The 23,203-nt window shown below is 72.5% G+C and carries 20 protein-coding genes; 4 read left to right on the forward strand and 16 right to left on the reverse strand.

Annotation, left to right across the window (positions count from 1 at the left end):
- Positions 1-12 precede the first annotated feature (12 nt).
- The 3 genes from SCK26_RS07885 to SCK26_RS07895 form a co-directional block, all read right to left on the reverse strand.
- Positions 13-1,263 carry an aspartate aminotransferase family protein gene (locus tag SCK26_RS07885; protein ID WP_318205954.1) on the reverse strand — a complete coding sequence of 417 codons (1,251 nt, stop codon included), beginning with the start codon at positions 1,261-1,263 and terminating at the stop codon, positions 13-15.
- Between the two features lie 29 nt (positions 1,264-1,292).
- Complete coding sequence (locus SCK26_RS07890; RefSeq protein ID WP_318200543.1) at positions 1,293-2,135, reverse strand: nitrilase-related carbon-nitrogen hydrolase; 843 nt, start codon at positions 2,133-2,135, stop codon at positions 1,293-1,295.
- A gap of 174 nt (positions 2,136-2,309) precedes the next feature.
- Positions 2,310-2,561: a helix-turn-helix domain-containing protein gene (locus SCK26_RS07895; protein ID WP_318200544.1), complete on the reverse strand. Its 252-nt coding sequence runs from the start codon at positions 2,559-2,561 to the stop codon at positions 2,310-2,312.
- A 70-nt stretch (positions 2,562-2,631) separates the two neighbouring features.
- Here SCK26_RS07895 and map point away from each other — a divergent pair, with 70 nt between their 5' ends.
- Both map and SCK26_RS07905 read left to right on the forward strand, forming a co-directional pair.
- Positions 2,632-3,408: a type I methionyl aminopeptidase gene (map, locus tag SCK26_RS07900; protein ID WP_318200545.1), complete on the forward strand. Its 777-nt coding sequence runs from the start codon at positions 2,632-2,634 to the stop codon at positions 3,406-3,408.
- Positions 3,409-3,574: 166 nt separating this feature from the next.
- Positions 3,575-6,133, forward strand: a complete 2,559-nt coding sequence (locus tag SCK26_RS07905; RefSeq protein ID WP_318200546.1) for an ATP-dependent Clp protease ATP-binding subunit — start codon at positions 3,575-3,577, stop codon at positions 6,131-6,133.
- 13 nt (positions 6,134-6,146) lie between these two features.
- On the opposite strand, the gene ggt is transcribed toward SCK26_RS07905, so the two are convergent.
- The 9 genes from ggt to pcaC form a co-directional block, all read right to left on the reverse strand.
- Positions 6,147-7,949: a gamma-glutamyltransferase gene (gene ggt / locus SCK26_RS07910; protein ID WP_318200547.1), complete on the reverse strand. Its 1,803-nt coding sequence runs from the start codon at positions 7,947-7,949 to the stop codon at positions 6,147-6,149.
- Positions 7,950-8,231: 282 nt separating this feature from the next.
- Entirely contained in the window at positions 8,232-9,110 is an 879-nt protein-coding gene (locus SCK26_RS07915; RefSeq protein WP_318200548.1) for an amino acid ABC transporter permease, read from the reverse strand.
- Positions 9,107-9,751 (reverse strand): amino acid ABC transporter permease, encoded by a 645-nt coding sequence (locus tag SCK26_RS07920; protein WP_318200549.1) that lies wholly within the window; start codon positions 9,749-9,751, stop codon positions 9,107-9,109. The genes SCK26_RS07915 and SCK26_RS07920 overlap by 4 nt, the downstream gene beginning before the upstream one ends.
- Positions 9,752-9,762: 11 nt before the next feature.
- Positions 9,763-10,674, reverse strand: coding sequence for a glutamate ABC transporter substrate-binding protein (locus SCK26_RS07925; protein ID WP_318200550.1), 912 nt, complete (start codon positions 10,672-10,674; stop codon positions 9,763-9,765).
- Positions 10,675-10,690: 16 nt separating this feature from the next.
- Positions 10,691-11,434, reverse strand: coding sequence for an amino acid ABC transporter ATP-binding protein (locus tag SCK26_RS07930; RefSeq protein WP_318200551.1), 744 nt, complete (start codon positions 11,432-11,434; stop codon positions 10,691-10,693).
- Between the two features lie 136 nt (positions 11,435-11,570).
- A complete protein-coding gene (locus tag SCK26_RS07935; protein ID WP_318200552.1) occupies positions 11,571-11,990 on the reverse strand; it encodes a DUF6278 family protein in 420 nt (139 codons plus the stop codon).
- Between the two features lie 15 nt (positions 11,991-12,005).
- Positions 12,006-12,785 carry an exodeoxyribonuclease III gene (locus SCK26_RS07940; protein WP_318200553.1) on the reverse strand — a complete coding sequence of 260 codons (780 nt, stop codon included), beginning with the start codon at positions 12,783-12,785 and terminating at the stop codon, positions 12,006-12,008.
- Between the two features lie 35 nt (positions 12,786-12,820).
- Positions 12,821-13,456 (reverse strand): MBL fold metallo-hydrolase, encoded by a 636-nt coding sequence (locus SCK26_RS07945; protein ID WP_318200554.1) that lies wholly within the window; start codon positions 13,454-13,456, stop codon positions 12,821-12,823.
- A 38-nt stretch (positions 13,457-13,494) separates the two neighbouring features.
- A complete protein-coding gene (gene pcaC, locus SCK26_RS07950; RefSeq protein ID WP_318200555.1) occupies positions 13,495-14,796 on the reverse strand; it encodes a 4-carboxymuconolactone decarboxylase in 1,302 nt (433 codons plus the stop codon).
- A 1,166-nt stretch (positions 14,797-15,962) separates the two neighbouring features.
- On the opposite strand from pcaC, the gene SCK26_RS07955 reads away from it, so the two are divergent.
- Positions 15,963-16,568, forward strand: a complete 606-nt coding sequence (locus tag SCK26_RS07955) for a helix-turn-helix domain-containing protein (protein ID WP_318200556.1) — start codon at positions 15,963-15,965, stop codon at positions 16,566-16,568.
- 220 nt (positions 16,569-16,788) lie between these two features.
- Here the strand turns inward: SCK26_RS07955 and SCK26_RS07960 are convergent, their stop codons facing one another.
- From SCK26_RS07960 to SCK26_RS07970, 3 genes are all read right to left on the reverse strand, one after another.
- Positions 16,789-17,463: a ScbR family autoregulator-binding transcription factor gene (locus SCK26_RS07960; protein ID WP_318200557.1), complete on the reverse strand. Its 675-nt coding sequence runs from the start codon at positions 17,461-17,463 to the stop codon at positions 16,789-16,791.
- A gap of 152 nt (positions 17,464-17,615) precedes the next feature.
- Positions 17,616-18,389, reverse strand: coding sequence for an SDR family NAD(P)-dependent oxidoreductase (locus SCK26_RS07965; RefSeq protein ID WP_318200558.1), 774 nt, complete (start codon positions 18,387-18,389; stop codon positions 17,616-17,618).
- Entirely contained in the window at positions 18,386-19,105 is a 720-nt protein-coding gene (locus SCK26_RS07970; RefSeq protein ID WP_318200559.1) for an HAD family hydrolase, read from the reverse strand. Before SCK26_RS07970 ends, SCK26_RS07965 begins: the two co-directional genes overlap by 4 nt.
- A gap of 574 nt (positions 19,106-19,679) precedes the next feature.
- Between SCK26_RS07970 and SCK26_RS07975 the strand changes: the two genes are divergently transcribed.
- Positions 19,680-20,648, forward strand: coding sequence for a ScbA/BarX family gamma-butyrolactone biosynthesis protein (locus tag SCK26_RS07975; RefSeq protein WP_318200560.1), 969 nt, complete (start codon positions 19,680-19,682; stop codon positions 20,646-20,648).
- Positions 20,649-21,090: 442 nt separating this feature from the next.
- On the opposite strand, the gene SCK26_RS07980 is transcribed toward SCK26_RS07975, so the two are convergent.
- A complete protein-coding gene (locus tag SCK26_RS07980) occupies positions 21,091-22,872 on the reverse strand; it encodes an SWIM zinc finger family protein (protein WP_412080718.1) in 1,782 nt (593 codons plus the stop codon).
- Positions 22,873-23,203: the final 331 nt, after the last annotated feature.

Consider the following 23,203-nt stretch of genomic DNA (forward strand, 5'->3'; position numbering starts at 1 on the left):
GTACCCCGTTCTCTAGTACGGGCTCCTGAGCGCGCTCTCCAGGATCGCCGCGCCCTCCTCGGCCTCGGCGACGGTGAGGGAGAGCGGTGGGGCGATCCGCAGGGCGCTGCTGTCGTGCCCGCCGCCCTTGCCGATGAGCAGCCCGTCCCGGCGGGTCGCCTCCAGTACGGCGGCGGCGGCCTGCGGGTCGGCCTCGTCCGTGCCCGGCTTCACCAGCTCGATGCCGATCATCAGTCCGCGTCCGCGCACCTCGCGCACCCCGGGCAGCCCGGCGGTGGCCGCCCGGAGCCGTTCGACGAGCAGTCCGCCGACGCGCCGGGCGTTGCCCTGGAGGTCGTGTTCGAGGAGGTAGGCGAGGTTGGCGAGGCCCGCGGCCATGGTGATCTGGGTGCCGCCGAAGGTGGAGATGCTGTTCGCGTCCAGGCAGTTCATGATCTCGGCGCGGGCGACGACCCCGCCGACGGACATGCCGTTGCCGATGCCCTTGGCGAAGGTGACGATGTCCGGCGGGCCGCTGCGGGCGTGCGCCTGCCAGCCCCAGAAGTGGTCGCCGGTGCGGCCCCAGCCGGTCTGCACCTCGTCGGCGATCCACAGGACGCCCTGGGCGGCGAGCACTTCGCGGAAGGCCGCGTACAGTCCGTCGGGCGGCGAGGTGAACCCGCCGACGCCCTGGACGGGTTCGGCGATCAGCGCGGCCGGGGTCCGGGTGTGGCCGAGGACGTCCTTCAGGTCGGCGACGCAGGCGTCGATGAACGCGCGGTCGTCGAGGTGGGCGAACGGGCCTCGGGTGCGCACGGCGCCGTGGACGTACAGGGTCTGCACCGGGGACAGGGAGGTCGGGGACCAGCCGCGGTTGCCGGTGATGCCGACCGCGCCGAAGGAGCGGCCGTGGTAGCTGTTGCGCATGGCCAGGACGGTGTTGCTGCGCCGGTAGGCGGTGGCGAGCAGCAGGGCGGTGTCGTTGGCCTCGGTGCCGGAGGCGGTGAAGAACACCCGGGCGTTCGGGATGCCGCTCACCCGGGCGATGCGCTCGGCGAGGTCGACCATCGGCCGGTTGAGGTAGAGGGTCGAGGAGTGCAGGAGCCGGCCGGCCTGCTCGGCGACCGCCTTGGTGACCTCGGGCAGGGCGTGCGCGGTCATCGTGGTGAGGATGCCGCCGAAGAAGTCCAGGTACCTGCGGCCCGAGGAGTCCCAGACGTGGCGGCCCTCGCCGTGGGTGATCTCGATCGGGTCGTCGTAGTAGAGGGCGAGCCAGTCGGGCATGACGCCGCGGTGGCGGGAGTAGAGGTCGTTCACGGCCGCACCAGCCCCTCGTAGGCGTCGGGGCGGCGGTCGCGGTAGAAGGCCCACTGGCGCCGCACCTCGTCGATGAGGCCCAGGTCCAGGTCGCGCACGAGGAGTTCCTCGCTCGTGTCGCTCGCGACCGTGCCGACGAACTGTCCGCGCGGGTCGACGAAGTACGACGTGCCGTAGAAGTCGTTGTCGCCGTACTCCTCCTGCCCGACGCGGTTGATGGCGGCGACGAAGTACGCGTTGGCGACGGCCGCGGCGGGCTGTTCCAGCTGCCACAGGTGGGCGGACAGGCCCCGGTGGGTGGCGGACGGGTTGTATACCAGCTGGGCGCCGTTCAGGCCGAGTTGGCGCCAGCCCTCCGGGAAGTGGCGGTCGTAGCAGATGTAGACGCCGACCTTGCCGACGGCGGTGTCGAAGACGGGCCAGCCCAGATTGCCGGGTTTGAAGTAGTACTTCTCCCAGAAGCCCTTCACCTGCGGGATGTGGTGCTTGCGGTACTTGCCGAGGTAGCTGCCGTCGGCGTCGATCACGGCGGCGGTGTTGTAGTAGAAGCCGGACTGCTCGACCTCGAAGACCGGGACGACGAGCACCATGCCGGTCTCCCGGGCGAGGTCCCGCATCCGGCGCACGGTCGGGCCGTCGGGCACGGGCTCCGCCCAGCGGTAGTGCTCGGGCTCCTGGACCTGGCAGAAGTAGGGGGCGTTGAAGACTTCCTGGAATCCGAGGATCCGCGCTCCCCGGCGGGCCGCCTCGCGGGCGTGCTCCTCGTGTTTCGCCACCATGGACCCGGTGTCGCCGGTCCAGGTGGCCTGGACCAGTGCGGCGCGGACGACGTTGGCCATGAGCTGCTCCTTCGACACGACGTCAGAGCCTCTACGCCCGTAGAGCGGGCCGTAGAGGGACGAACGTAAGCCTCCGGGCGGCCCTTGCCAAGACCATCGTCGTCAACCCGCGGGGTCGATCATGTTTCACACTCCGGTGGAGGAGCGGGTCCGGCCCGGCGCGGTGCGGACGGCTCAGAGGGGCACCAGGGCGCACCGTGTCACCAGCTCGTCCATGGACAGCCCGAGCGCGCCCGCCAGCGCGGCCACGGTGAAGAACGCCGGCGTCGGCGCCCGGCCCGTCTCGATCTTGCGGAGCGTCTCGGCCGAGACGCCCGCCGCCGCGGCGACGTCCGCCATGCTCCGGTCGCCGCGCGCCTCGCGCAGCAGCGACCCGAGCCGCTCACCGCGTTCGCGCTCTTCGGGAGTGAGAGGGGTGCGCACCATGCCCCCATTCTGCCCCTCCTCCGCCCCGCCCCCGTCACCATCCAATTTAAATACCGGTATAGTAATTGGCATGGTGGAACTGAAGACCGACACATCGATCGACGCGATGCACGCTGCGGGCCAGGTCGTAGGGCGTGCCCTGACGGCCGTACGGAAGGCCGCTCGCGTCGGCGTCTCGCTGCTGGAGCTGGACGAAGTGGCCCGGGAGGTGCTGCGCGAGGCGGGCGCGTCCTCGCCGTTCCTCGGCTACCGCCCCTCCTTCGCCCCGACCCCCTTCCCCGCGGTGATCTGCGCCTCGGTGAACGACGCGATCGTGCACGGCATCCCCACCGGCTACCGGCTCCGCGACGGCGACCTGCTCTCCGTCGACTGCGGCGCCGTGCTGGACGGCTGGGCAGGCGACTCCGCGATCAGCTTCGTGGTGGGCCGGCCCCGCCCGGCCGACCTGCGGCTGGTCGAGACCGCCGAGCGGGCGCTGGCCGCGGGCATCGAGGCGGCCGTGGTGGGAGGCCGTATCGGGGACATCGCGCACGCCGTCGGCCGGGTCTGCCGCACGGCCGGCTACGGCATCCCGCAGGGCTTCGGCGGCCATGGCGTGGGCCGTCGTATGCACGAGGACCCCGAGGTCCCGAACGAGGGCCGCCCCGGCCGCGGCCTCCCGCTGCGCCCCGGCATGGTCCTCGCCATCGAGCCCATGCTGATCGCGAGCGGCAAGGACGGCTACCACGAGGCCCCGGACGGCTGGACCCTGCGCACCGACGACGGCTCCCGCGCGGCCCACGTCGAGCACACGGTGGCCGTCACGGAGTCGGGCCCCCGGATCCTCACGGCACGACAGACGCCCTGAAGCGGCCGCGGAGCCCTGCCCGGCAGGCGGACATGCCCGGAGCGGCCGCGAGGGGCTGCCCGGCAGGCTGACATGCCCGGCCCCACGGATCGTGCCATCGTGGGCATGGGCGACCCGCCCGGGTTGCCCGGCCGCTCCGCATGCCGTCAGCGAAGGAACGCACGCCATGACCAACGGCTACCCTCCTGACCCCTTCGGTGACTTCCTGGCCCGCTTCTTCGGCGGGGCCGCCGGCGGGACACCGCGCCACATCGACATCGGCCGCCTGCTCAGCCAGCCGGCCCGGGAGATGGTCAGAGGAGCCGCCCAGTACGCCGCCGAGCACGGCAGCCGCGACCTGGACACCCAGCACCTGCTGCGCGCTGCCGTGTCGACGGAGCCCACCCGGAGCCTGCTGACCCGGGCGGGCGCCGACCCGGACTCGCTCGCCTCGGAGATCGACGACCGGGCGGGCCCGGTGCAGCACCCGCCGGGCGAGGGCCCGCCGCCGACCTCGCTGTCCCTGACCCCGGCCGTCAAGCGGGCCCTGCTGGACGCGCACGACATGGCGCGGGCCAGCGGCGCCGGGTACATCGGCCCCGAGCACGTGCTCAGCGCGCTCGCCTCGAACCCGGACTCGGCGGCCGGGCACATCCTGCACGCGGCCCGCTTCCAGCCGCGTCCCATGCCGCCGGAGGCCCCGGAGAGCACGCCGCCCCGCCCGGAGCGGCAGCGGCCCACCGGCACGCCCACCCTGGACAAGTACGGCCGCGATCTGACCGAGCTGGCCCGGCAGGGCCGGGTCGACCCGGTGATCGGCCGGGACTCCGAGATCGAGCAGACCATCGAGGTGCTGTCCCGGCGCGGCAAGAACAACCCGGTGCTGATCGGTGACGCGGGCGTCGGCAAGACGGCCGTCGTGGAGGGACTGGCGCAGCGCATCGCCGACGGCGACGTGCCCGACGTGCTCGCCGGGCGGCGGGTGGTCGCCCTGGACCTGACCGGGGTGGTGGCCGGCACCCGCTACCGGGGCGACTTCGAGGAGCGCCTGAACACCATCGTGGAGGAGATCCGCGCCCACTCCGACCGGCTGGTCGTCTTCATCGACGAACTGCACACCGTCGTCGGCGCCGGTTCCGGCGGCGACGGCGGCGGAATGGACGCCGGGAACATCCTCAAGCCCGCCCTGGCGCGCGGCGAGCTGCACATCGTGGGCGCGACCACGCTGGAGGAGTTCCGCCGGATCGAGAAGGACGCGGCGCTGGCCCGCCGCTTCCAGCCGATCCTGGTGCCCGAGCCGACGGTCGGGGACACGATCGAGATCCTGCGCGGGCTGCGCGACCGCTACGAGGCCCACCACCAGGTCCGGTACACCGACGAGGCGCTGGTCACCGCCGTGGAGCTGTCGGACCGGTATCTCACCGACCGGCGGCTGCCGGACAAGGCGATCGACCTGATCGACCAGGCCGGCGCCCGGGTGCGGCTCGGCTCCCGGACGAAGGGCACGGACGTGCGCGCCATGGAGCGCGAGGTGGAACAGCTGGTCCGGGACAAGGACCAGGCGGTCGCGGACGAGGACTACGAACAGGCCAAGCAGTTGCGCGACCGGATCACCGAGCTGAGGCAGCGGATCACGGCTGCCAGCGAGGACGGCAAGGCCGACGAGGGCCGGCTGGAGGTGACGGCGGAGGCCGTCGCCGAGGTGGTGTCCCGGCAGACCGGCATCCCGGTCAGCCGGCTGACCGAGGAGGAGAAGGAGCGGCTGCTCGGCCTGGAGCAGCATCTGCACCAGCGGGTGGTCGGCCAGGAGGAGGCCGTCGCCGTGGTCTCCGAGGCGGTGCTGCGCTCGCGCGCCGGGCTCGCCAGCCCCGACCGGCCCATCGGCAGCTTCCTCTTCCTCGGCCCGACCGGCGTCGGCAAGACCGAGCTGGCCCGGGCGCTCGCGGAGGCGCTGTTCGGCAGCGAGGACCGGATGGTCCGGCTGGACATGAGCGAGTACCAGGAGCGGCACACCGTCTCCCGGCTGGTGGGCGCCCCGCCCGGCTACGTCGGCCACGAGGAGGCCGGACAGCTCACCGAGGTGGTGCGCCGGCACCCGTACTCGCTGCTCCTGCTGGACGAGGTGGAGAAGGCGCACCCGGACGTCTTCAACATCCTGCTCCAGGTGCTGGACGACGGCCGGCTCACCGACTCCCAGGGCCGCACGGTGGACTTCACCAACACGGTCATCGTGATGACCAGCAACCTCGGCTCCGAGGCGATCACCCGGCGCGGTGCCGGGATCGGGTTCGGGCCGGGCGGCGCGGACGCCGACGAGGAGGCGCGGCGCGAGCAGATCCTGCGGCCGCTGCGCGAGCACTTCCGGCCGGAGTTCCTCAACCGGATCGACGAGATCGTGGTCTTCCGGCAGCTGAGCGGCGACCAGTTGCGGCGGATCACCGATCTGCTGCTGGAGAGCACCCGCCGGCTGGCGGAGGGACAGGGCGTGTCGGTGGAGTTCACGCGCGCGGCCGTGGACTGGCTGGCCGAGCGCGGCTACCAGCCGGAGTACGGCGCCCGGCCGCTGCGCCGCACCATCCAGCGCGAGGTGGACAACCAGCTCTCCCGGCTGCTGCTGAACGGCACGGTCTCCGGCGGCGGCCGGGTCACGGTGGACGTCCGCGACGGACGGCTGGACTTCCGCGCCGACCAGGCGACCGCGCCCGCGTCGGAGGGTCGGGTCCGGCCGCCCGCCGCGGAGCGGTGAAGGCGGCCCGGGGCTACCGCGCCGGGCGCACCACCATCGCCGAGCCGCCGCCGCGCCGCACCTTCTCGGCGGCGGCCAGCCACCTGCCGTCCGGCAGGCGCTGCACGCCGGTGGCGGCGCCGATCTCCGGGTTGGGGCTGAAGGCGTGCCCGATGGCCTCCAGGCGGCTCCTCAGCCCGCTGTCGTAGAGTCCCGGTTCCAGCTCGGTCTTCGCCGTGTTGCGCTGGCTGGCGCGCGGTGCGGCGATGGCGTCGACCAGCGGCAGGTGCCGGTCGAGGAAGCCGGTCAGGGTCTGCAGCACGGTGGTGACGATGGTCGCGCCGCCGGGCGAGCCGAGCGCCACGACGGGCTTGCCGTGCCGGTCCAGCACGATGGTCGGCGAGATCGAGGAGCGCGGGCGCTTGCCGGGGCCGGGCAGGTTGGGGTCGTGGACGGCCGGGTTGGCGGGGGCGAAGGAGAAGTCGGTCAGCTCGTTGTTGAGCAGGAAGCCCCGGCCGGGGACGGTGATGCCGCTGCCGCCGGTCTGCTCGATGGTGAGCGTGTAGGCGACGACGTTGCCCCATTTGTCGGCGACGGTCAGATGGGTGGTGTTCTCGCCCTCGTACGTCGTCGGCGCCGCGGTGCCGCCCTTGCCGCACGGCGCGGGGTGGCGCGGGTCGCCGGGGGCGAGCGGGCTGGCGAGGACGGCGTCGTCCTTGATGAGGCAGGCGCGCGAGTCGGCGTACCGCTGCGACAGCAGCTGCCTGGCCGGTACGTCCTCGAAGGCGGGGTCGCCGACCCAGCGGCCGCGGTCGGCGAAGGCGATGCGGCTGGCTTCGATGAGGCGGTGCAGGTACCGGACCCGGCTCGCCTTCGACAGGTTCGTCCGCTCCAGGATGTTCAGGGCCTCGCCGACCGTGGTGCCGCCGGAGGAGGACGGGGCGATGGAGTAGACGTCCAGGCCGCGGTACGACGTCCTGGTCGGCGCCTGGAGCTTGGCGCGGTAGACGGCGAAGTCCTTCTCGGCGAGCTTGCCGGGGCGGGCGTTCCAGCCGGAGGCGGGGTCCACGGGCGGGTGTTCGACGGTCTTGACGATGTCGTCGCCGATGTCGCCGCGGTAGACGGCGGCCGTGCCCTCGCGGCCCAGCTGCTCGTAGGTGCGGGCCAGTTCGGGGTTCTTCAGAGTGGAGCCGACCACGGGGAGTTCGCCGTTCGGCAGGAACAGCTTCACGGTGTCGGGGAAATAGCGGAACCGGGTCTCGTTGGCCGCGGTCTGCGCCCGGAAGGTGTCGTCCACCGTGAAGCCGTCGCGGGCTATGCGCTCGGCCGGCTTCAGTACGGTGCGCAGGTTCTCGCTGCCCCATTCCTCCAGGGCCTTCTGCCAGGTGGCGGGCGTGCCCGGGGTGCCGACGCTCAGGCCGCTGCTGACGGCGTCGGCGAAGGGCAGCGGCTTGCCGTGCTCGGTGAACAGGCCGGAGTCCGCGGCGAGCGGCGCGGTCTCCCGGCCGTCGATGGTGTGGACCGTGCGCGTCCGCGCGTCGTAGTAGACGAAGTAGCCGCCTCCGCCGATGCCGGCGGAATAGGGCTCGGTGACGCCGAGCGCGGCGGCCGTGGCGACGGCCGCGTCCACCGCGTTGCCGCCGCGCTTGAGGACCTCGATGCCGGCGGCGGAGGCGTCCGCGTCGACGCTGGCCACGGCGCCGCCGTAACCGACGGCCACGGGCGTCTTGGCGGCCCTCTCGCTCGCCGGCGCGGCGGGCGGCGCCGCCGCTCCCACCGACACCACGGCGGCCGAGACCACCAGAGCCGCAAGTTTCCGCTTGTCTGGACGACCCATGCGTACCTCCCGTCGGGACAGTCCGCGCAGCGTAACCAGAACGATGCTGTACCGACAGTACGCGACGGGCTCCCGGCCCACCATGGCGGCGCTCGAACACGCGTACGGCATGGGCGTGGTCGCGACGGTGGCGGATGTCACACGGGCGGGCACAACCCGTCCGGCGCGCAGCTGACCTTCTCCTCGCCCGGGGACGGCCCGTCACAGGTGTCCGTCCCGCTCCGCGAGCAGTGATCTCCGGCTGCCGCCGGACGAGCCTGGCCCGTTGAACTGCCGCCCCCCTCAGGGTTTCGGGGCCATGGGGGGCTCCCCACCGGGCAGCAGCGCCCCAGGGCCGGCCGGGGCGAGAGCCACCGCCTCGGTCTTGGGGCTGCGCTGCTCACGGCGGGACACCCAGCCGGCGAACCACGAGAGCAGCATGCACATCCCGATGTAGATCGGCGAGATCACCATCACCACGGGGATGAACGGCAAATCGTAGTCGAGGTTGGAGGCGATGAGTTTCCCGGCATGGAGAAACTCCTCGTAGGTGATGAGGAAGCCGAGGGAGGTGTCCTTCAGCGCGACCACCAACTGGCTGATGATGGCGGGCAGCATGGCGCGCACCGCCTGCGGCACGAGGACGTGCGCCATGACCTGTGTCTTGCGCATGCCGAGCGCGAACGCGGCCTCCCCTTGACCGCGTTCGACGGCGTGGACGCCGGAGCGGAAGACCTCGGCGAGCACCGAGCCGTTGTAGAGGGTGAGCCCGGCGACCAGCGCGGGCAGCGGCTGCGCCTTCAGGGCGACGAAGATGAAGAAGATCATGACCAGGACGGGCATGGCCCGGAAGAACTCCACGAGGAGCGTGGCGAGCGCGCGCACCGGCCGGTGGTCCGACAGCCGGCCGGAGGCCAGCACACCGCCGAGGACGAGGGAGAGGACGGCCGCGATCGCGAACGCCTTCAGGGTGTTGCCGAGGCCGCGCAGCAACAGCCGCTGGATGCCCTGGTACTCGAAGGGTGTCCACTTGGTCGCGGTGAACTGGCCGGTGTGGAACAGCAGGTACAGGATCCAGGCGAGCAGCGTGAGGAGGACGACGGCGGACAGCAGGCCGTAGACCGCGTGCCGCCGCCGGGTGCGCGGGCCCGCGATGTCGTAGAGCGCGGTGGTCCCGGTCATCGGGCGACTCCCCACTTCCGTTCCAGCGCGTGGAAGAGCGCGCTGATGGCGAGCGTGATGATCAGGTAGCCGGCGGCGATCCAGACGAACGTCCACACGATGTTGTAGCCGAGTTCGTTGAGCGTCTTGTACGTGCCGAGCAGTTCGGTCACGCTGAACGCGCCCGCGATCGCGGAGTTCTTGGCGAGCGCGATGAGGGTGGAGCCGATGGGCGGGATCACGGACCGGAACGCCTGCGGCAGCACGACCAGCGACAGGGTCTGCCCGAAGGTCATCCCGAGGCTGCGGGCCGCCTCCCCCTGGCCCGTGGGCACCGTGTTGATGCCGGAGCGCAGCGCCTCGCAGACGAAGGCGGAGGTGTAGCAGCCGAGGGCGAGGACGGCGAACACCTCGAAGGGGAGCACGAGCCCGAACCGGGGCAGTCCGAGCAGCACCGCGAAGAACAGCAGGGTGAGCGGGGTGTTGCGGAGCACGGCGACCCACACGGTGCCGAAGGCCCGCAGGGAGCCGACGGGAGCGACCCGGAAGGACGCCATCAGGAAGCCCAGGACGAGGGCCAGCAGGGAGGCGTAGACGGTCAGTTCGAGGGTTCCGAGGAAACCGGCGCCGTAGTCCGAGAAGTTGTCTGTCAGTACGTTCACGGCGTCCTCGCTCAGCCCGTCCGGTAGCGGTCGATGGCGGGCGGGTGGGGTGCGGGCACGCCGGACAGGCCGAGCGTGGCGTCGTACGCCTTCTTCCAGTCGCCGTTCCTCTCGCGGGCCGCGAGGGCGTCGTCGAGGGCGAGGCGCAGGGCGTTGTCACCGTGCGGGACGCCGATGCCGTAGGGCTCCTCGGAGAACGGTTTGCCGGCGAGCTTGAGTTCGCTCGGCACCTTGGCCGCGTAGCCGATCAGGATGGCGTCGTCGGTGGTGACCGCGTCGACCTGGTAGGTGAGGAGGTTGTCGACGCAGACGGAGTAGGTGTCGTAGGCGACCAGGACCGCCTTCGGGTAGTCGGCCTTGACGCGCTGGTACGGCGTGGAGCCGGCCGCCGAGCAGACGCGTCTGCCGGCGAGGTCCCGCGGGCCGTGGATGGTGTCCTCGTCCTTGCGGACCAGGAGCGACTGGCCGGCCATGTAGTAGGGGCCGGCGAAGCCGACGAGCTTCTTGCGGTTGGGGTTGATGGTGTAGGTGCCCACGTAGTAGTCGATCTGGCCGTTCTGCAGGGCGGTCTCGCGGTTGGCGGAGGCGATGGTGCGGAACCGGATGGTCTTCGGCGCGAGCCCCAGGGAGGCGGACATCATCCTGGCGATCTCGATGTCGAAGCCGGAGTAGGTGCCGGTGGCGGGGTCCTTCTCGCCGAGGTAGGGCTGGTCCTCCTTGACGCCGACGACGAAGTGGCCGCGCCGCTCGGCCCGGGTCCAGGTCCGGGAGGCGGGCAGGCGGACGTCCCGGGCCACCTGGTAGTGCGGGAGCCTGCCGGCGGCCGGTCCCTTGCCGGGCGGGCTGCCCTCCTTGCCGCAGGCGGCGGCCAGCAGCACGAGGAGCGCGCACAGGGCGCGGGGCACACGGGCGGTACGGCACATGGTCGCGGTCCCCCGGTCAGTGCTTGAGGATCTTGGAGAGGAAGTCTTTGGCGCGGTCGCTGCGCGGGTCGGTGAAGAACGCGTCCGGGCTGCGGTCCTCCACGATCCGGCCGTCGGCCATGAAGACGACCCGGTTGGCGGAGGCGCGGGCGAAGCCCATTTCATGGGTGACGACGACCATGGTCATGCCGTCCCGGGCGAGCTGCCGCATGACCTCCAGCACCTCGTTGATCATCTCGGGGTCGAGTGCGGAGGTGGGCTCGTCGAAGAGCATCGCCTTGGGTTCCATGGCGAGCGCGCGGGCGATGGCGACGCGCTGCTGCTGACCGCCGGAGAGCTGGGCCGGGAACTTGCCGGCCTGGTTCAGCAGGCCGACCCGGTCCAGGAGTTCGCGGGAACGCCGGTCGGACTCCGCCTGGCCCCGCCGGCGCACCTTCACCTGGGCGAGGGAGACGTTCTGGAGCACGGTCTTGTGGGCGAAGAGGTTGAAGGACTGGAAGACCATGCCGACCTCGGCGCGCAGCCGGGCGAGGGCCTTGCCCTCCTCGGGCAGCGGCTGCCCGTCGAGGGTGATGGTGCCGGACTCGATGGTCTCCAGCCGGTTGATCGTCCTGCACAGCGTCGACTTGCCCGAGCCCGACGGGCCGATGACCACGACCACCTCTCCCTTGCCGACCGTCAGGTCGATGTCCCTCAGGACATGCAGCTCTCCGTAGTACTTGTTGACGTTCCGCAGTTCGATCAACGGATCGACGGCCATCCGCAGCCCCACTCGCTCTCGGCTGTGTCGTGGTTGCCGCAACCTATCCAGCGGGCGGTGCGGTCGAGGAACGACACGCACCTTCAGGGCATTAGCCGTATTTACGTCAGCGGGCGGCCGGGGGGCCGGGGCGGGCTCAGTCCTCGGCGACCCCGGCGTACCACTGGGACAGCTCGGGGACGCCGCTCGCGGCCCACTCCTGCCCGGCCGGCACCACCTCCACCGTCCGGCCGGAGGCGAGCCGTACGACGGGTTCCCCGTCGGAGCGGATCAGCCAGGCGGCGCCGGGCACCGTGCGCACCACGACCGTGCCCAGGTACAGCCCGGCGTCGTGGCCGAGCCAGGGCAGGATCTCGGGGTCGTCGCGCCAGCGCGGGACCATCTGGTCCAGGGCCTCCAGGGAGGCCGGGGTGTCGTCGAGGCGGACGCCGCCCCGGGCCGCCTGCGCGCGCAGCAGATCGCACTCGGACAGCAGCGCGGCGACCGCCTCGGGATCGGCGGGCGGCGCCGCCGCGCCGGTCTTCTTGTGCCGGGGGCCCAGGAACGGAAGACGCATGCCCCCAGCGTGGCATCACACGTCGAGGTCGACCACCACGGGCGCGTGGTCGGAGGCGCCCTTGCCCTTGCGCTCCTCGCGGTCGACGTAGGCGTCCTTGACGGCCTCGGCGAACGGTTCGTTGCCGTACACGAGGTCGATGCGCATGCCGCGGTTCTTCGGGAAGCACAGCTGGCGGTAGTCCCAGTACGTGAACGGCCGGTCGTACTTCAGCGGGCGCGGCACGATGTCGCCCAGGCCCGCCTCGCGCAAGGAGGCGAGCGCGGCACGCTCGGCGGGGGTGACGTGGGTGGAGCCTTCGAAGGCCGTCACGTCGTGGACGTCGTCGTCGGTGGGCGCCACGTTGTAGTCCCCCATGACGGCGAACGGGCGGCTGCCCCGCGCGTCGCCGTACACGGCCGCCTTCAGGGCCTCGAACCACTGGAGCTTGTAGGCGTAGTGCGGGTGCCCGACCTCGCGGCCGTTGGGGACGTACACCGACCAGACGCGGACCGGGCCGCAGGTCGCCGAGAGGGCGCGCGGCTCGGTCACGCCGTCGTAACCGGGGTCGCCGGGCAGGCCCTTGACCACGTCCTCGATGCCGACGCGGGAGAGCACCGCCACGCCGTTCCACCGGCCGGTCGCGTGGACCGCCGACTCGTAGCCCAGCTCGCGCAGCTGGTCGAACGGGAACTGCTCCTCGGCGACCTTGGCCTCCTGGAGGCAGAGCACGTCGGTGCCGCTGCTCTCCAGCCAGGCCAGCAGCCGTGGCAGGCGGGCGGTGATCGAGTTCACGTTCCAGGTGGCGATGCGCATGTCCCACAACCTACCCGGAGCCTGTGACAACAGCCTCAGAGCTGCGCCGCCGCCCCGGGTGCCAGCCGCTGGTGGTCGGTGCCGCCGAGCCGGCCGAGGTGGCCGTCGTAGATGGGCCGGGCCAGGTCGGTGAGCAGGGCGTCGTGGACGTCGAAGGCGCGCCGCGGGCCGACCTCGCGGACGTAGTCGATCACCTCGGAGATCTTGTTCCACGGGGCCATCACCGGGACCAGCAGCGTCTCCACCGGCCGGCCGGGGACGGTGAGGGCGTCGCCGGGGTGGAAGACCGCGCCGCCGTCGATCAGATAGCCGACGTTGGTGACGCGCGGCAGGTCGGGGTGGATCACCGCGTGCAGCTCGCCGTGCACCTGGACGTCGAAGCCGGCGGCGGTGAAGGTGTCGCCGTGGCCGACGGTGTGCACCCGGCCGGGGAAGGCCGCGGTGATCCGCTCGGCGACGGACCTCAGCGTCCAGATCTCGGCGGCCGGGTTGTCCTCCATGGCGGCCCGCAGCCGGGGCTCGTCGAAGTGGTCCGGGTGCTCGTGCGTGACCAGGATGGCGTCCGCGCCGAGCGCCGCGTCCTGTTCGCAGAACCCGCCCGGGTCGATGACGAGCGTCCGGCCCTCCTTGTCGAGGCGGACGCAGGAGTGGGACTTCTTCGTGAGCTTCATGTCACCCATCTTCACGCCCGCGTCCGCCGCGCGCCGCGCTACCCGGCGGGCGTGGTCTCCTCGCGGATGACCCGCTGGGCGATCCGGAACGCGCTGTTCGCGGCCGGCACCCCGCAGTAGACGGCGGTCTGGAGCAGCACCTCGCCGATCTCGGCCGGGGTCAGCCCGTTGCGCAGGGCCGCCCGGGTGTGGGCGGCCAGCTCCTCCAGGTGACCGCCCGCGACCAGCGCGCCGAGCGTGACGCAGCTGCGGGTGCGGCGGTCCAGGCCCGGGCGGTCCCAGATCTCGCCCCAGGCGTAGCGGGTGATGAACTCCTGGAAGTCCCCGGCGAACGCGTCGGAGTCCGCCAGCGTCCGGTCCACGTGCGCGTCGCCGAGGACCTCGCGGCGGATCTTCAGCCCGGTCTCGTACCGGTCGGGCGAGCCGTCGGCCCGGGCCGGTACGGCCGCCGGGGCGATCTCGGCGACGGGCGCGGCCTGCGGCGGCACGGCCGGGGCGGGCGCCGGGACGGCGGTGGCGGGGGTGGCCGGCAGGGCGGTCTGGCCGGTGTCGAAGGGCTGCTGCCAGGCGGTGGAGAAGTGGTGGACCAGCAGGTCGGTGACGGCGGCGGGCTGCTCGACCGGCACCAGGTGGGAGGCGCCGGGGACGACCGCGAGCCGGGCGTCGGGGATGCCGGCGACCAGCGTGCGGGCCTCGGCGGGGCCGGTGACCTGGTCGTCGGAGCCGACCAGCACCAGCGTCGGTACGCCGACCCGGCCCAGCTCGGGCCGTACGTCGAAGGAGGCGAGGGCCTCGCAGGCGGCGATGTAGCAGCCCGGGTCGGTGGTGCGGACCATCTGCACGGCCCACTCGGTGATCGCGGGCTGGGCGGCGGCGAACCCGCCGGTGAACCAGCGGTCGGGAGCGGTCCGGGCGATCGGGTCGAGCCCGTTGGTGCGGACCACCACTCCGCGCTGGCGGAACTCGTCCGGGGTGCCGAACCGGGGGGAGGCCGCGACCAGCGCGAGCGAGGCGAGCCGCTCGGGGTGGCGCAGGGCCAGCTCGATGCCGACGGCGCCGCCCAGCGCGCAGCCCGCGTAGCCGAAGCGCTGCACGCCGAGCGCGTCCAGCGTGGCCAGCAGCCGGCCGGCGAGGTCGGCGACGGAGCCGGCCGGGTGCGCGGGGGCGCCGCCGTGCCCCGGCAGATCGAACCGGAAGACCCGCCACTGCTTGGCCAGCTCCGGCACCTGACGGTCCCACATGTGCCAGGTGGTGCCGAGGGACGGTCCCAAGATCAGGACGGGTAGGTGTTCCGGCCCGTCAAAGCGGTACTGCAGCGTTTCGATCTTGGCTTCGGTCACGGGTCCACACCTTCATCTGTCACGATCTGTCACACCCCCTGCGAGACCACCCCGTGCCTCCGCTGCTGGAAGCAGGTCCGCCGCGTCCGGCTTCACGTACCACTCTTCGCCGTCTTCACGTTCGTGTGTCCGGCCCACATGGCGAGCAGGTGATCCGGCACTCCCTTTGTCGGCGAGGTACGTCAAGCAAGACGCCCGAGCATCGTACAGACGGACCCTGCGAAGGCCGTTTCGGTCCGTGATCGTGCGGGCTCGCACGCGCAGCCGACGACCGTTCGGCGCGCGCGAGGTGACGACCAGAGTGTCGAGGGAGGTCGGCAGTTGCGGCACCCAGGAACCTCGGCCCGCCGTTCGGTGGCACCTCCCCGATGGATACGAACGCCCGCGAATTCGCACCAACGGGCCAACGGGCGCCAGCGGGCCTCCGAGCAGGTCGAGGTCGGCGAAACCCTTGATCGGACCCCAGTGGTTGCCGCACCGTGTAGGAACTCGAACCGATCGAGGTGACTTGAGCCTCTTCCAACTTGTACATGAGAGTCGCTATTTCGCCAGGGACCTCGTGCATGGTCGCCCCTCACTGCCGGGCCGGCGGGCATACGAAAGAGCGAACACCCCCCACTTGAGCCGTTTCGAGCTTGCTCCCCCACTCGGGTGATCGCAATGCGCGACGCTTCCCGACCGCTTCACGCGATCGCCGGTCATCCTCGCGATGTCCGTAGTGCGACGCGCGGCCGGCTGTGGACGCCGAGCGCGTCGGCCTGTCCGGCCGCGGCGGTTCGTCGCGCGCATCGACTGGGCGCGGGAGCACTCGCGCAGCGGCTCGCTCTCGACGACCGTCTAGATCCCGGAGAGCACCGCACCGAGTTCGACCGAGTCGGACAGGACGGCACCGCGCGAGGATACAAACCGGGAGTTCGGTTTACAACCCGGGAGGCATCGTTGGACAATTGAGGCTCCAGGATGCCGAGTACGCCTCGCTCGCTCGCGTGACCTGCACCTTTCTTGAGGCGAACAGGTCTCGCGACGACCGGCACGCCATCGTTACATCACAACATGAGCATGCCAGGATGGTCGCCAAACAGGATACGTGTCCTTTTATCAATCGTCCGTCATCACGAGATCACGAACGGAGTCACGGTGGATATGCTGCGAAACGAGTCCGCCGCATGAGGCAAGTGAGGGCCGAAGAGACCCGTAGCGCCCTCCTTCTGGCCGCCGCCCAGATCTTCGACCGCGAGGGCTACGAGGGCACCACGCTGGCGACGATCAGCGACCGGGCCGCGGTGAGCAAGGGCGCGCTCTCGTTCCATTTCAGCAGTAAGTCGGCGCTCGCGGACGCCGTGCAGTACCTGTCCTGCGAGCGCTCCCGCACCGGGCTGACGGCCCTGGACGATCCCGGAGTACCGGCCCTGCGGGCGCTCGGCGACATGGTGCGCGCGCTGGCGGACCGGCTGGCGGCCGACCCGCTGACCCGGGCCGGCCTCAGGCTGGCCCGGGAACGCGGACCGTCCTCGGGGCCGGACATGGACTGCCGGCTCACCTGGCGCGCGGTGTTCCGGCAGGCGGTGCGGCGCGCGCGGGAGGAGAACAGCCTGCGGTCCGGCGCCGCGGTGGAGTCCGTCGTGGACCTCGCGCTGGCCCTCGCGCTCCACCAGGAGGCGGTCCCCGCGGACCGGGACCAGAAGGAATGGCTGACCGACGCCTGGGACCTGATGCTCCCCGCGCTCGTCTCGCCCGCCTTCTCCGGCACGCTCACGCCCGCGTGTTCCTGAACCGGAGGACATACTCCTCCCGCCCCGCAGCCTGACCGGACGACCGGTCGTCATCGGCCGGACACCGCACCGCCGATGACGGCCCGTCCGAAGCCGGTACGGCCATCGGCACGCAGCGGATGTGCGCGCACGCGAACCGATGGTTCATCTGGCCCGCTTCGGCGGGCCCGGGCCGGTCGCACCGGCGTCGGTCCGGCGCGGGCGGCCGTGTGGGTGCGGGTCAGCTCGCCGGTTCCGCCACCAGGGCCGCCTGGACCTCCGCCCGCAGTTCGGCCATCACCCGGGTCCCGCGGTCCGGCCGGAAGTCCAGCTGCGAGAAGACCGCGGGCATCGCGACGCTGGGCAGCGTGTAGGCGAAGATGGACGAGATCCGCTGTTCCAGGTCCTCCCACTGGGATCTCACCTCGGAGACGACCTGGGCGCCGATCCAGGAGCTGACGAGGAAACGGCCGAGTTCCTCGGGCGCCACGTGCGGGTAGACCTCACCGCACCTCTTGGCCTCGACCACCACGGAGGCGAACCGCGCCGCCCAGGCCTCCCAGGGCCCGCCGTCCGTCAGTTCCTGAAGATGCCGCTCCATGGCCAGCTTGGCGCCGGCCTGCAGCATGATCTCCTTCGGCAGCCGGCAGGCCAGCGTCATGGTCTCGTCGACCAGCTCCTGGAGCTTGTAGGTACGCGGCGGCGAAAACCCCTCTTCCGTCACCTGCTCGGCGAAGATGCCCTGGACCAACTGCTCCTTGGAAGCGAAGTGGAAGTACAGAGCCCCTCGCGTGACCTGGGCCTTCTCAAGAATCTGCGCGATGCTGGCACCGTGGTAGCCGTGCTGCGCGAAGACCTCCGCCGCCGCGTTCAGGATCGCGCAACGGGTTCGGATCGCGCGCAACTGCTGTGCCATGTGTTCGTCCTCTCGTCCGCGCCCCGCCACCCCTCCGAGCTGACGCGAATGCCGGATCCCGGGCCGCGACCGCGGGCCGGGAGACAAAAACCAGATGACTGGTACTTTATCAATCTGCCGTTCAAGGCTGCCCGCGGCAAAAACACCGGGACTCACCAGGCTCCGGCGCCGCCGTCCACCGCCATGGTGGCACCGGTGACGAAGCCGGCCTGGTCGCTGCAGAGCCACACCGCGACCCGGGCCACCTCCTCCGGCTCGGCCACCCTCCCCTGCGGATTGCGACGGCGCATGCGTTCCTCGGCCGCCGGGTCCCGGGCGAAGACGCCCTCGGACATCTCCGTCCTGGTCAGCCCCGTGGCGAGCGCGTTGACCCGGATGCCGTGCCCGGCGTACTGCGCCGCGGCCGACTTGGTCAGGCCGAGAACGGCGTGCTTGGCGGCCACATAAGGCGCCCCTTGCGAGGTCGCGCGGACCCCCGCGATGCTGCTGTTGTTGACGATCGCGCCGCCCGCACCGTTCGCGAGCATGGCTTTGATCTGGTGCTTCATACAGAGCCAGACGCCCCGGAGGTTCACGTCGAGCACCGTGTCGTAGTCGGCGTCGTCGGTTTCGTGCAGCAGGGCCGGCTCGGTCACCGTACCCGCGTTGTTGAACGCGGCGTCGAGCCTGCCGTACCGGTCGACGGCGAGTCGCACCGCCCGCTCCACATCCTCCGAGCTGGTGACATCGCCGCCGGCGCAGGCGACTTCGGCGCCCTCCTGCCGCAACTCGGCCGCCAGTTCGTCGAGTCGGTGCAGCCGGCGGGCCATCAGCACCAGCCTGGCACCGTTGCGCGCGCCCACCCGGGCCGCCGCCGCGCCGATGCCGCTGCTCGCCCCCGTGACCAGCAGGACCTTGCCCGCCAGCAGTTCGCCTTCCCGGGTCACGCGACCGCCTTTCCGGGCACGCCGCCCCAGAGCGTGCCGGCCCGCGCCTCGGCGTCGATCGTACGCAGCAGCCGGTCGTCGATCTCGTCCAGGGAGCCGACGACATGCCGTGCCCCGGCCTCCGTCATGAGCTGCCGCTGGTAGCCGTGCGCGAAGTCGCTGGGGTGCCCGATGAACGGGGCGCCCAGCTCACGGGCCGCCTCGGCGACCCGGGCCACGTCGTCGATGAACACCACCTCGTCGCAGGCGAGTCCGGCGACGTCGACGGCGATCTCGTACAGGCCCGGGCGGATGTCGTTGGTGCACACGTACCGGGGTGCGTCGAACAGGTCGGACAGGTCGGACAGGTAGCGTTCGAAGTGGGAGGCGTCGAGCCCGCCGTAGCAGACGGTCCTGAGGCCCAGGGCGCGGAGTCTGCGCAGCAGGTCCACCGCGCCGTCGAGGACGCGGACCGGATGGTCCGCGAGGTAACGCTCCCGCTCCTCGAAGTAGACGGCGATCGTCTCCTCCGGGGAGGTCGGCATGTGGCACGTGTCCGCGAGGATCCTGCCCGCGACCTCCCGCGGCTGGGAGAAGATCCGGCGCTCCAGGTCGGCGGAGTAGGTGCCGCCCCGGCTGGTGACGAAGTGGTGGATCACGGGGCTGAACGTGTCGTTCAGCAGCACTCCGTCGATGTTGAGCGCGGCCATGCGGAGCCTGCCGAGCTGCTCGGTCATGGATTCGTCTCCCTCCCCGTGGCCCGCCGGCGCTTCGAGCGGACAGCGGGCCGGCTAAACCTGACGACCGGTTCCGATCCTCACACGGGCGTCGCCGATAGTCCATCGATCATGTTCCGGCGTCTCGTTTCCCGGAATCCGATGTCCATACACAGTGTCCCGCGCGTCACACCGGAGGGACGCCGCGACCGGCCCCGAGTAGGCTGGCGGAACCTTCCTCCACGCGTCGGCACGGGCGCGCGGAGCGGGCCGGACGACCGTGCGCGGTTGCCCGGGATCAGCTCCAACTCCCAAGGAGACCTGCGATGTCGGCGCCGGGCAGTACGTGCGCGAGGGGACAGCCGTCCCCGTCCGCCGGACACGGGACCGCGCCGCCCACCGCGCCCGCGCCCGACCGGCCGCGCCCGGCGGTCCCCGACCGGGACGGACGGAGGATGCTGGAAAAAAAACCGGTCAGTCCGTACAGTGACGCCCGTCGCACACCGCTCGGCTTCACCGCGCTCCATCCAAGCCCGTCCGGCTTGGCCTGTGTTACGGCAGCACTCCGTTCTCGACTGCCCTGGGGGAGAGGCACATGACCACGATTGCGTCCATCGACAGCATGATCCCGGAGTTCCGGGCGGATCTGCCCGCCACCACACCCACGGGACCGCGCATCCTCACGACGACCGTCCCCAAGGAGTACGTCCACCGCGCTGCTGTCACCGAGGTGTTCCTCACCGGCTGGCGGCAGACGGACGTGGACACCTGCACGGTCACGGCACAGTGGCCGCGGGCCCACACCCTCTACGGGCCCTCGAACGGCTTCCACGACCCGTTGCTGTTCAGCGAGACGCTGCGGCAGACGGTGCCGCTGCTGTCCCACGCGGTCTACGGCGCTCCCATGGACCACAAGCAGATATGGCGTGACCTGCGCGTCGCCCTCGACCCGGCGGCACTGTGCGCCGGGCTCACCCCGGCCGATGTCGAGCTGCGCATCCGGTGCTCGGACGTCGAACGGCGGGCCGGCGTGCTGCGCGGGATGCGGATGGAGGTGACCGCCACCCTCGACGGACAGTACCTGGGTACGGCGTCGACCTCGTTCAGCTCGCACAGCAGGACGGTGTACCCACGGCTGCGCGGGGCCTACGCGGACGCCGAGCGGGCGATGGCGGCGGCCATCGAGATGCCGCTGCCGCTCCCGCCCGAACTCGTCGGCCGCGACCGCCCGCACGACGTGGTGCTCTCGCCGCGCGCGGGCGACGGCCGCTGGCAGCTGCGGGTGAACACCCTGCACCCGATCATCTTCGACCACCCGAACGACCACGTTCCCGGCATGCTGCTCCTGGAGGCGGCCCGCCAGGCGACCCAGCACCACCTGGGCCCGGCGCCGGTCCTCGCCACGCAGCTGGAATCGGCGTTCCACCGGTACACGGAGCTGGACGCCCCGGCCTGGGTCGCGGCCGACACCCTCGCCGACGGCCGCGTCCGGGTGACCGTCGAGCAGCAGGACGCGCTGGTCTTCGAGTGCACGGTGACCACGCACCCGACGGCCACGGTCTGACACCCCGGCCCGCCCGCCTCCCAACGCACTGCGGTCACGGCGGCGGAACGGCTACGGCACCCCGTCGGCGAGGAGCCGGCACGGAAGGCCGGTCCGGGCGTCGGTGACGGTGGTCGGGTGCGGGCGCCGGTGTTGGAGGGCTTCGGGCAGGCGGAGCCGAGGGTCGTCGGGCGGCCTGGGTCAGGGGTCGTCCGGCAGGCCGGAGTGGGAGTTGCCCGGCGGGCCGGGGACGGGGGGGCGTTCCGTCGGGTCGTCGGGCGGGCGCGGGTCCGAGCCGTCCGGCACGCCGAGGTTCGGGGTGAACCGGCAGGCCGGGGACGAGGTTTGTACCGGCCGACCGTCCGGCCGCCCGTGCCGCGAGCCGTCCAGCGGGCCAGGGCCTGAGGTGAACCGGTAGGCAGGGTTCTTGAGTTGTTCCGGGTGGCCGTCGGGCGGGGTCGGGTCAGAGGGGGTCGGAGATGCCGAGGCCGGTCAGGGCGCCTACCGGGTCGGAGTCCGGGGTGCCGCGGGGCCACCAGTCGTCCTGGCCGGGCTCCGACTCGTAGGCGTACCACAACCCGTCGCGGCCCAGCCGGAGCTGGACGTGGCCGCGCGGGTGGGTGAGGCGGTTGCGCCAGGGGCGGAAGGCCGGCAGGTCGGCGGCGAGCAGCAGCGGACGGGCCCGGTCGAAACGGCCGGCCGGCGGATCCCACGGCTCCTCCAGGACGGCCAGCCCCGCCTCCCCGCCCTGCCGCCAGGCCGCCACGGCACGGGCGAGATCGGCCGGGGTGCGGCCGGTGGCGTCGGCGAGTGCGGCGTACAGCGTGCGCGTGGCCGCGGTCAGTCCGGAGCCCGGGCGGGCCGCGGCGAGGCGCACCGCGTCCTGCCACAGGGTGAGTTCGCCGACCGGATCGCGTCCGGTGGCGAGCAGCGCGTGCGCGCGGGCGGCGGCGTCGGTCGCCAGCTGGTCCAGCGCGAAGGGGTCCGGGCCGCCGGGTGCCGAGGGGTACACGGGAGGCTGTCCGGGATGCGGGGGCCCCGGCAACGGCGGCGGCGGTGGCGGGAGCCGACGGTCCGCCAGGACGTCGGTGGCCCGGACGCCGGGCAGGGTCCGTGGCTCCCGTTCGCGCGCGGCACGGGCGGCGCGGGCGGCACTGCGCCGGGACAGCGCGTCCAGCAGCTCCCTCTCGCCCCGGCCGCGGAGCAGGAGGAGCACGAAGGGGTCGGCGTCGAGCAGGCGGGCCGTCTGGTAGCACAGGGCGGCGGCGTGCTTGCAGGGGTGACCGGAGTCGGGGCAACTGCAGCGCGGGGAGAGGTCGCCGGGGCCGGGCAGCAGGGGGACGCCGCAGTCGGCGAGCGACTGGGGCAGCTCCTTGTCGAGCAGCGCCGCGATATGGCCCGGCCGGTCGGCGGCGGCGTCCAGGAACCGTTCCCAGTCCGCGTCGTCCAGGGTCCGCACCCGCATCTGCACCCGGTACGGCCGGGGCCGGCTTCCCCGGACGTACGCCAGCACCAGTCCCGGTGTGACGGTGATGGCGTCCACCTGCCCCTGGTCGGCGTAATCCCGGCCGCGCGCCAGCCGCTTGGGGTCCAGCGCGCCCCGCTCCAGCGCACCCATCCAGGCGTTGCCCCACCAGGTCCCGGCGAACGGCTCCCCCGCGCCGCCGCCCACGCGGGCGGGGAACGCCGGGAACGTGCGGCGCAGTTCACCGTCGCGGTGCGGGGTGCCCATGGTTCCGGCCCCGAAGTGCGGCTGCGCCGCCGCGGCCGGCCCGGGGTCGCTGTCCGCCGGCTCGGCGGGTGGGGGCGCGGCGGTGTGGACGGGGTCCTCCGGCTCGTCGCCGGTGGTCTCTGTCCACGAGGGCATGCGGAACGCGGTCGCCAGGTACTGCCGCATGTCCCGTACGGTCCTGGCCCGGGCGGGCGCAGTCTCCTCCCCGGGCGGAGGAGAGGTGCGCGGCCCGGCGGCCCGGCCCGGCCCGGCCGCTCGCCGCCCGCTCCCCGTCCCGGCGGCCGCCTCGGCCTCCGCACGCGCCGCTTCCCGCCGCGCCGCGCGCAACGCCTCCCGGGCGACATCGCCGGGACGCCGGCCGGCAGCACCACCGGCACGCCCACGCACACGGCCACCATCTGGCTCGTCCTCCGGCACCGGGCCACCGTCCGGCACGTCCTCCGGCACCGGGGCCGTGCCGTCCGGTTCGGCTCCGCCCGCGAGGCCGGCACCGCCCAGCCCGTCCGCGCGCACGGAACGGATACCGTCCGGCTCGCTCTCCGTCAGAGGGCCGACACCATCCGACCCAGCACCCCACCCAAAACCGGCACCACCCGGCCCGGCTTCCGCCACAGCACCGGCCCTCCCCACGGAACCGGCACCATCCGGCTCGTCCGCCCGCACGGAGCGGGTACCGTCCAGCTCGCTTTCCGCCGGGTAACCGGCACCGGCACCGTCCGGACCGGCTCCCTCCGCCGGGCCGGCACCCTCCGCACCGCTTTCCGGCGCGGGACCGGTGCCCTCCGGGCTGCCCTCCAGCCCCTCGCGTGCGAAGTCCACGGCACCCTCGGCCACCTCCGAGCGC

The organism is Streptomyces sp. SCL15-4, from assembly GCF_033366695.1.
GTDB lineage: Bacteria > Actinomycetota > Actinomycetes > Streptomycetales > Streptomycetaceae > Streptomyces.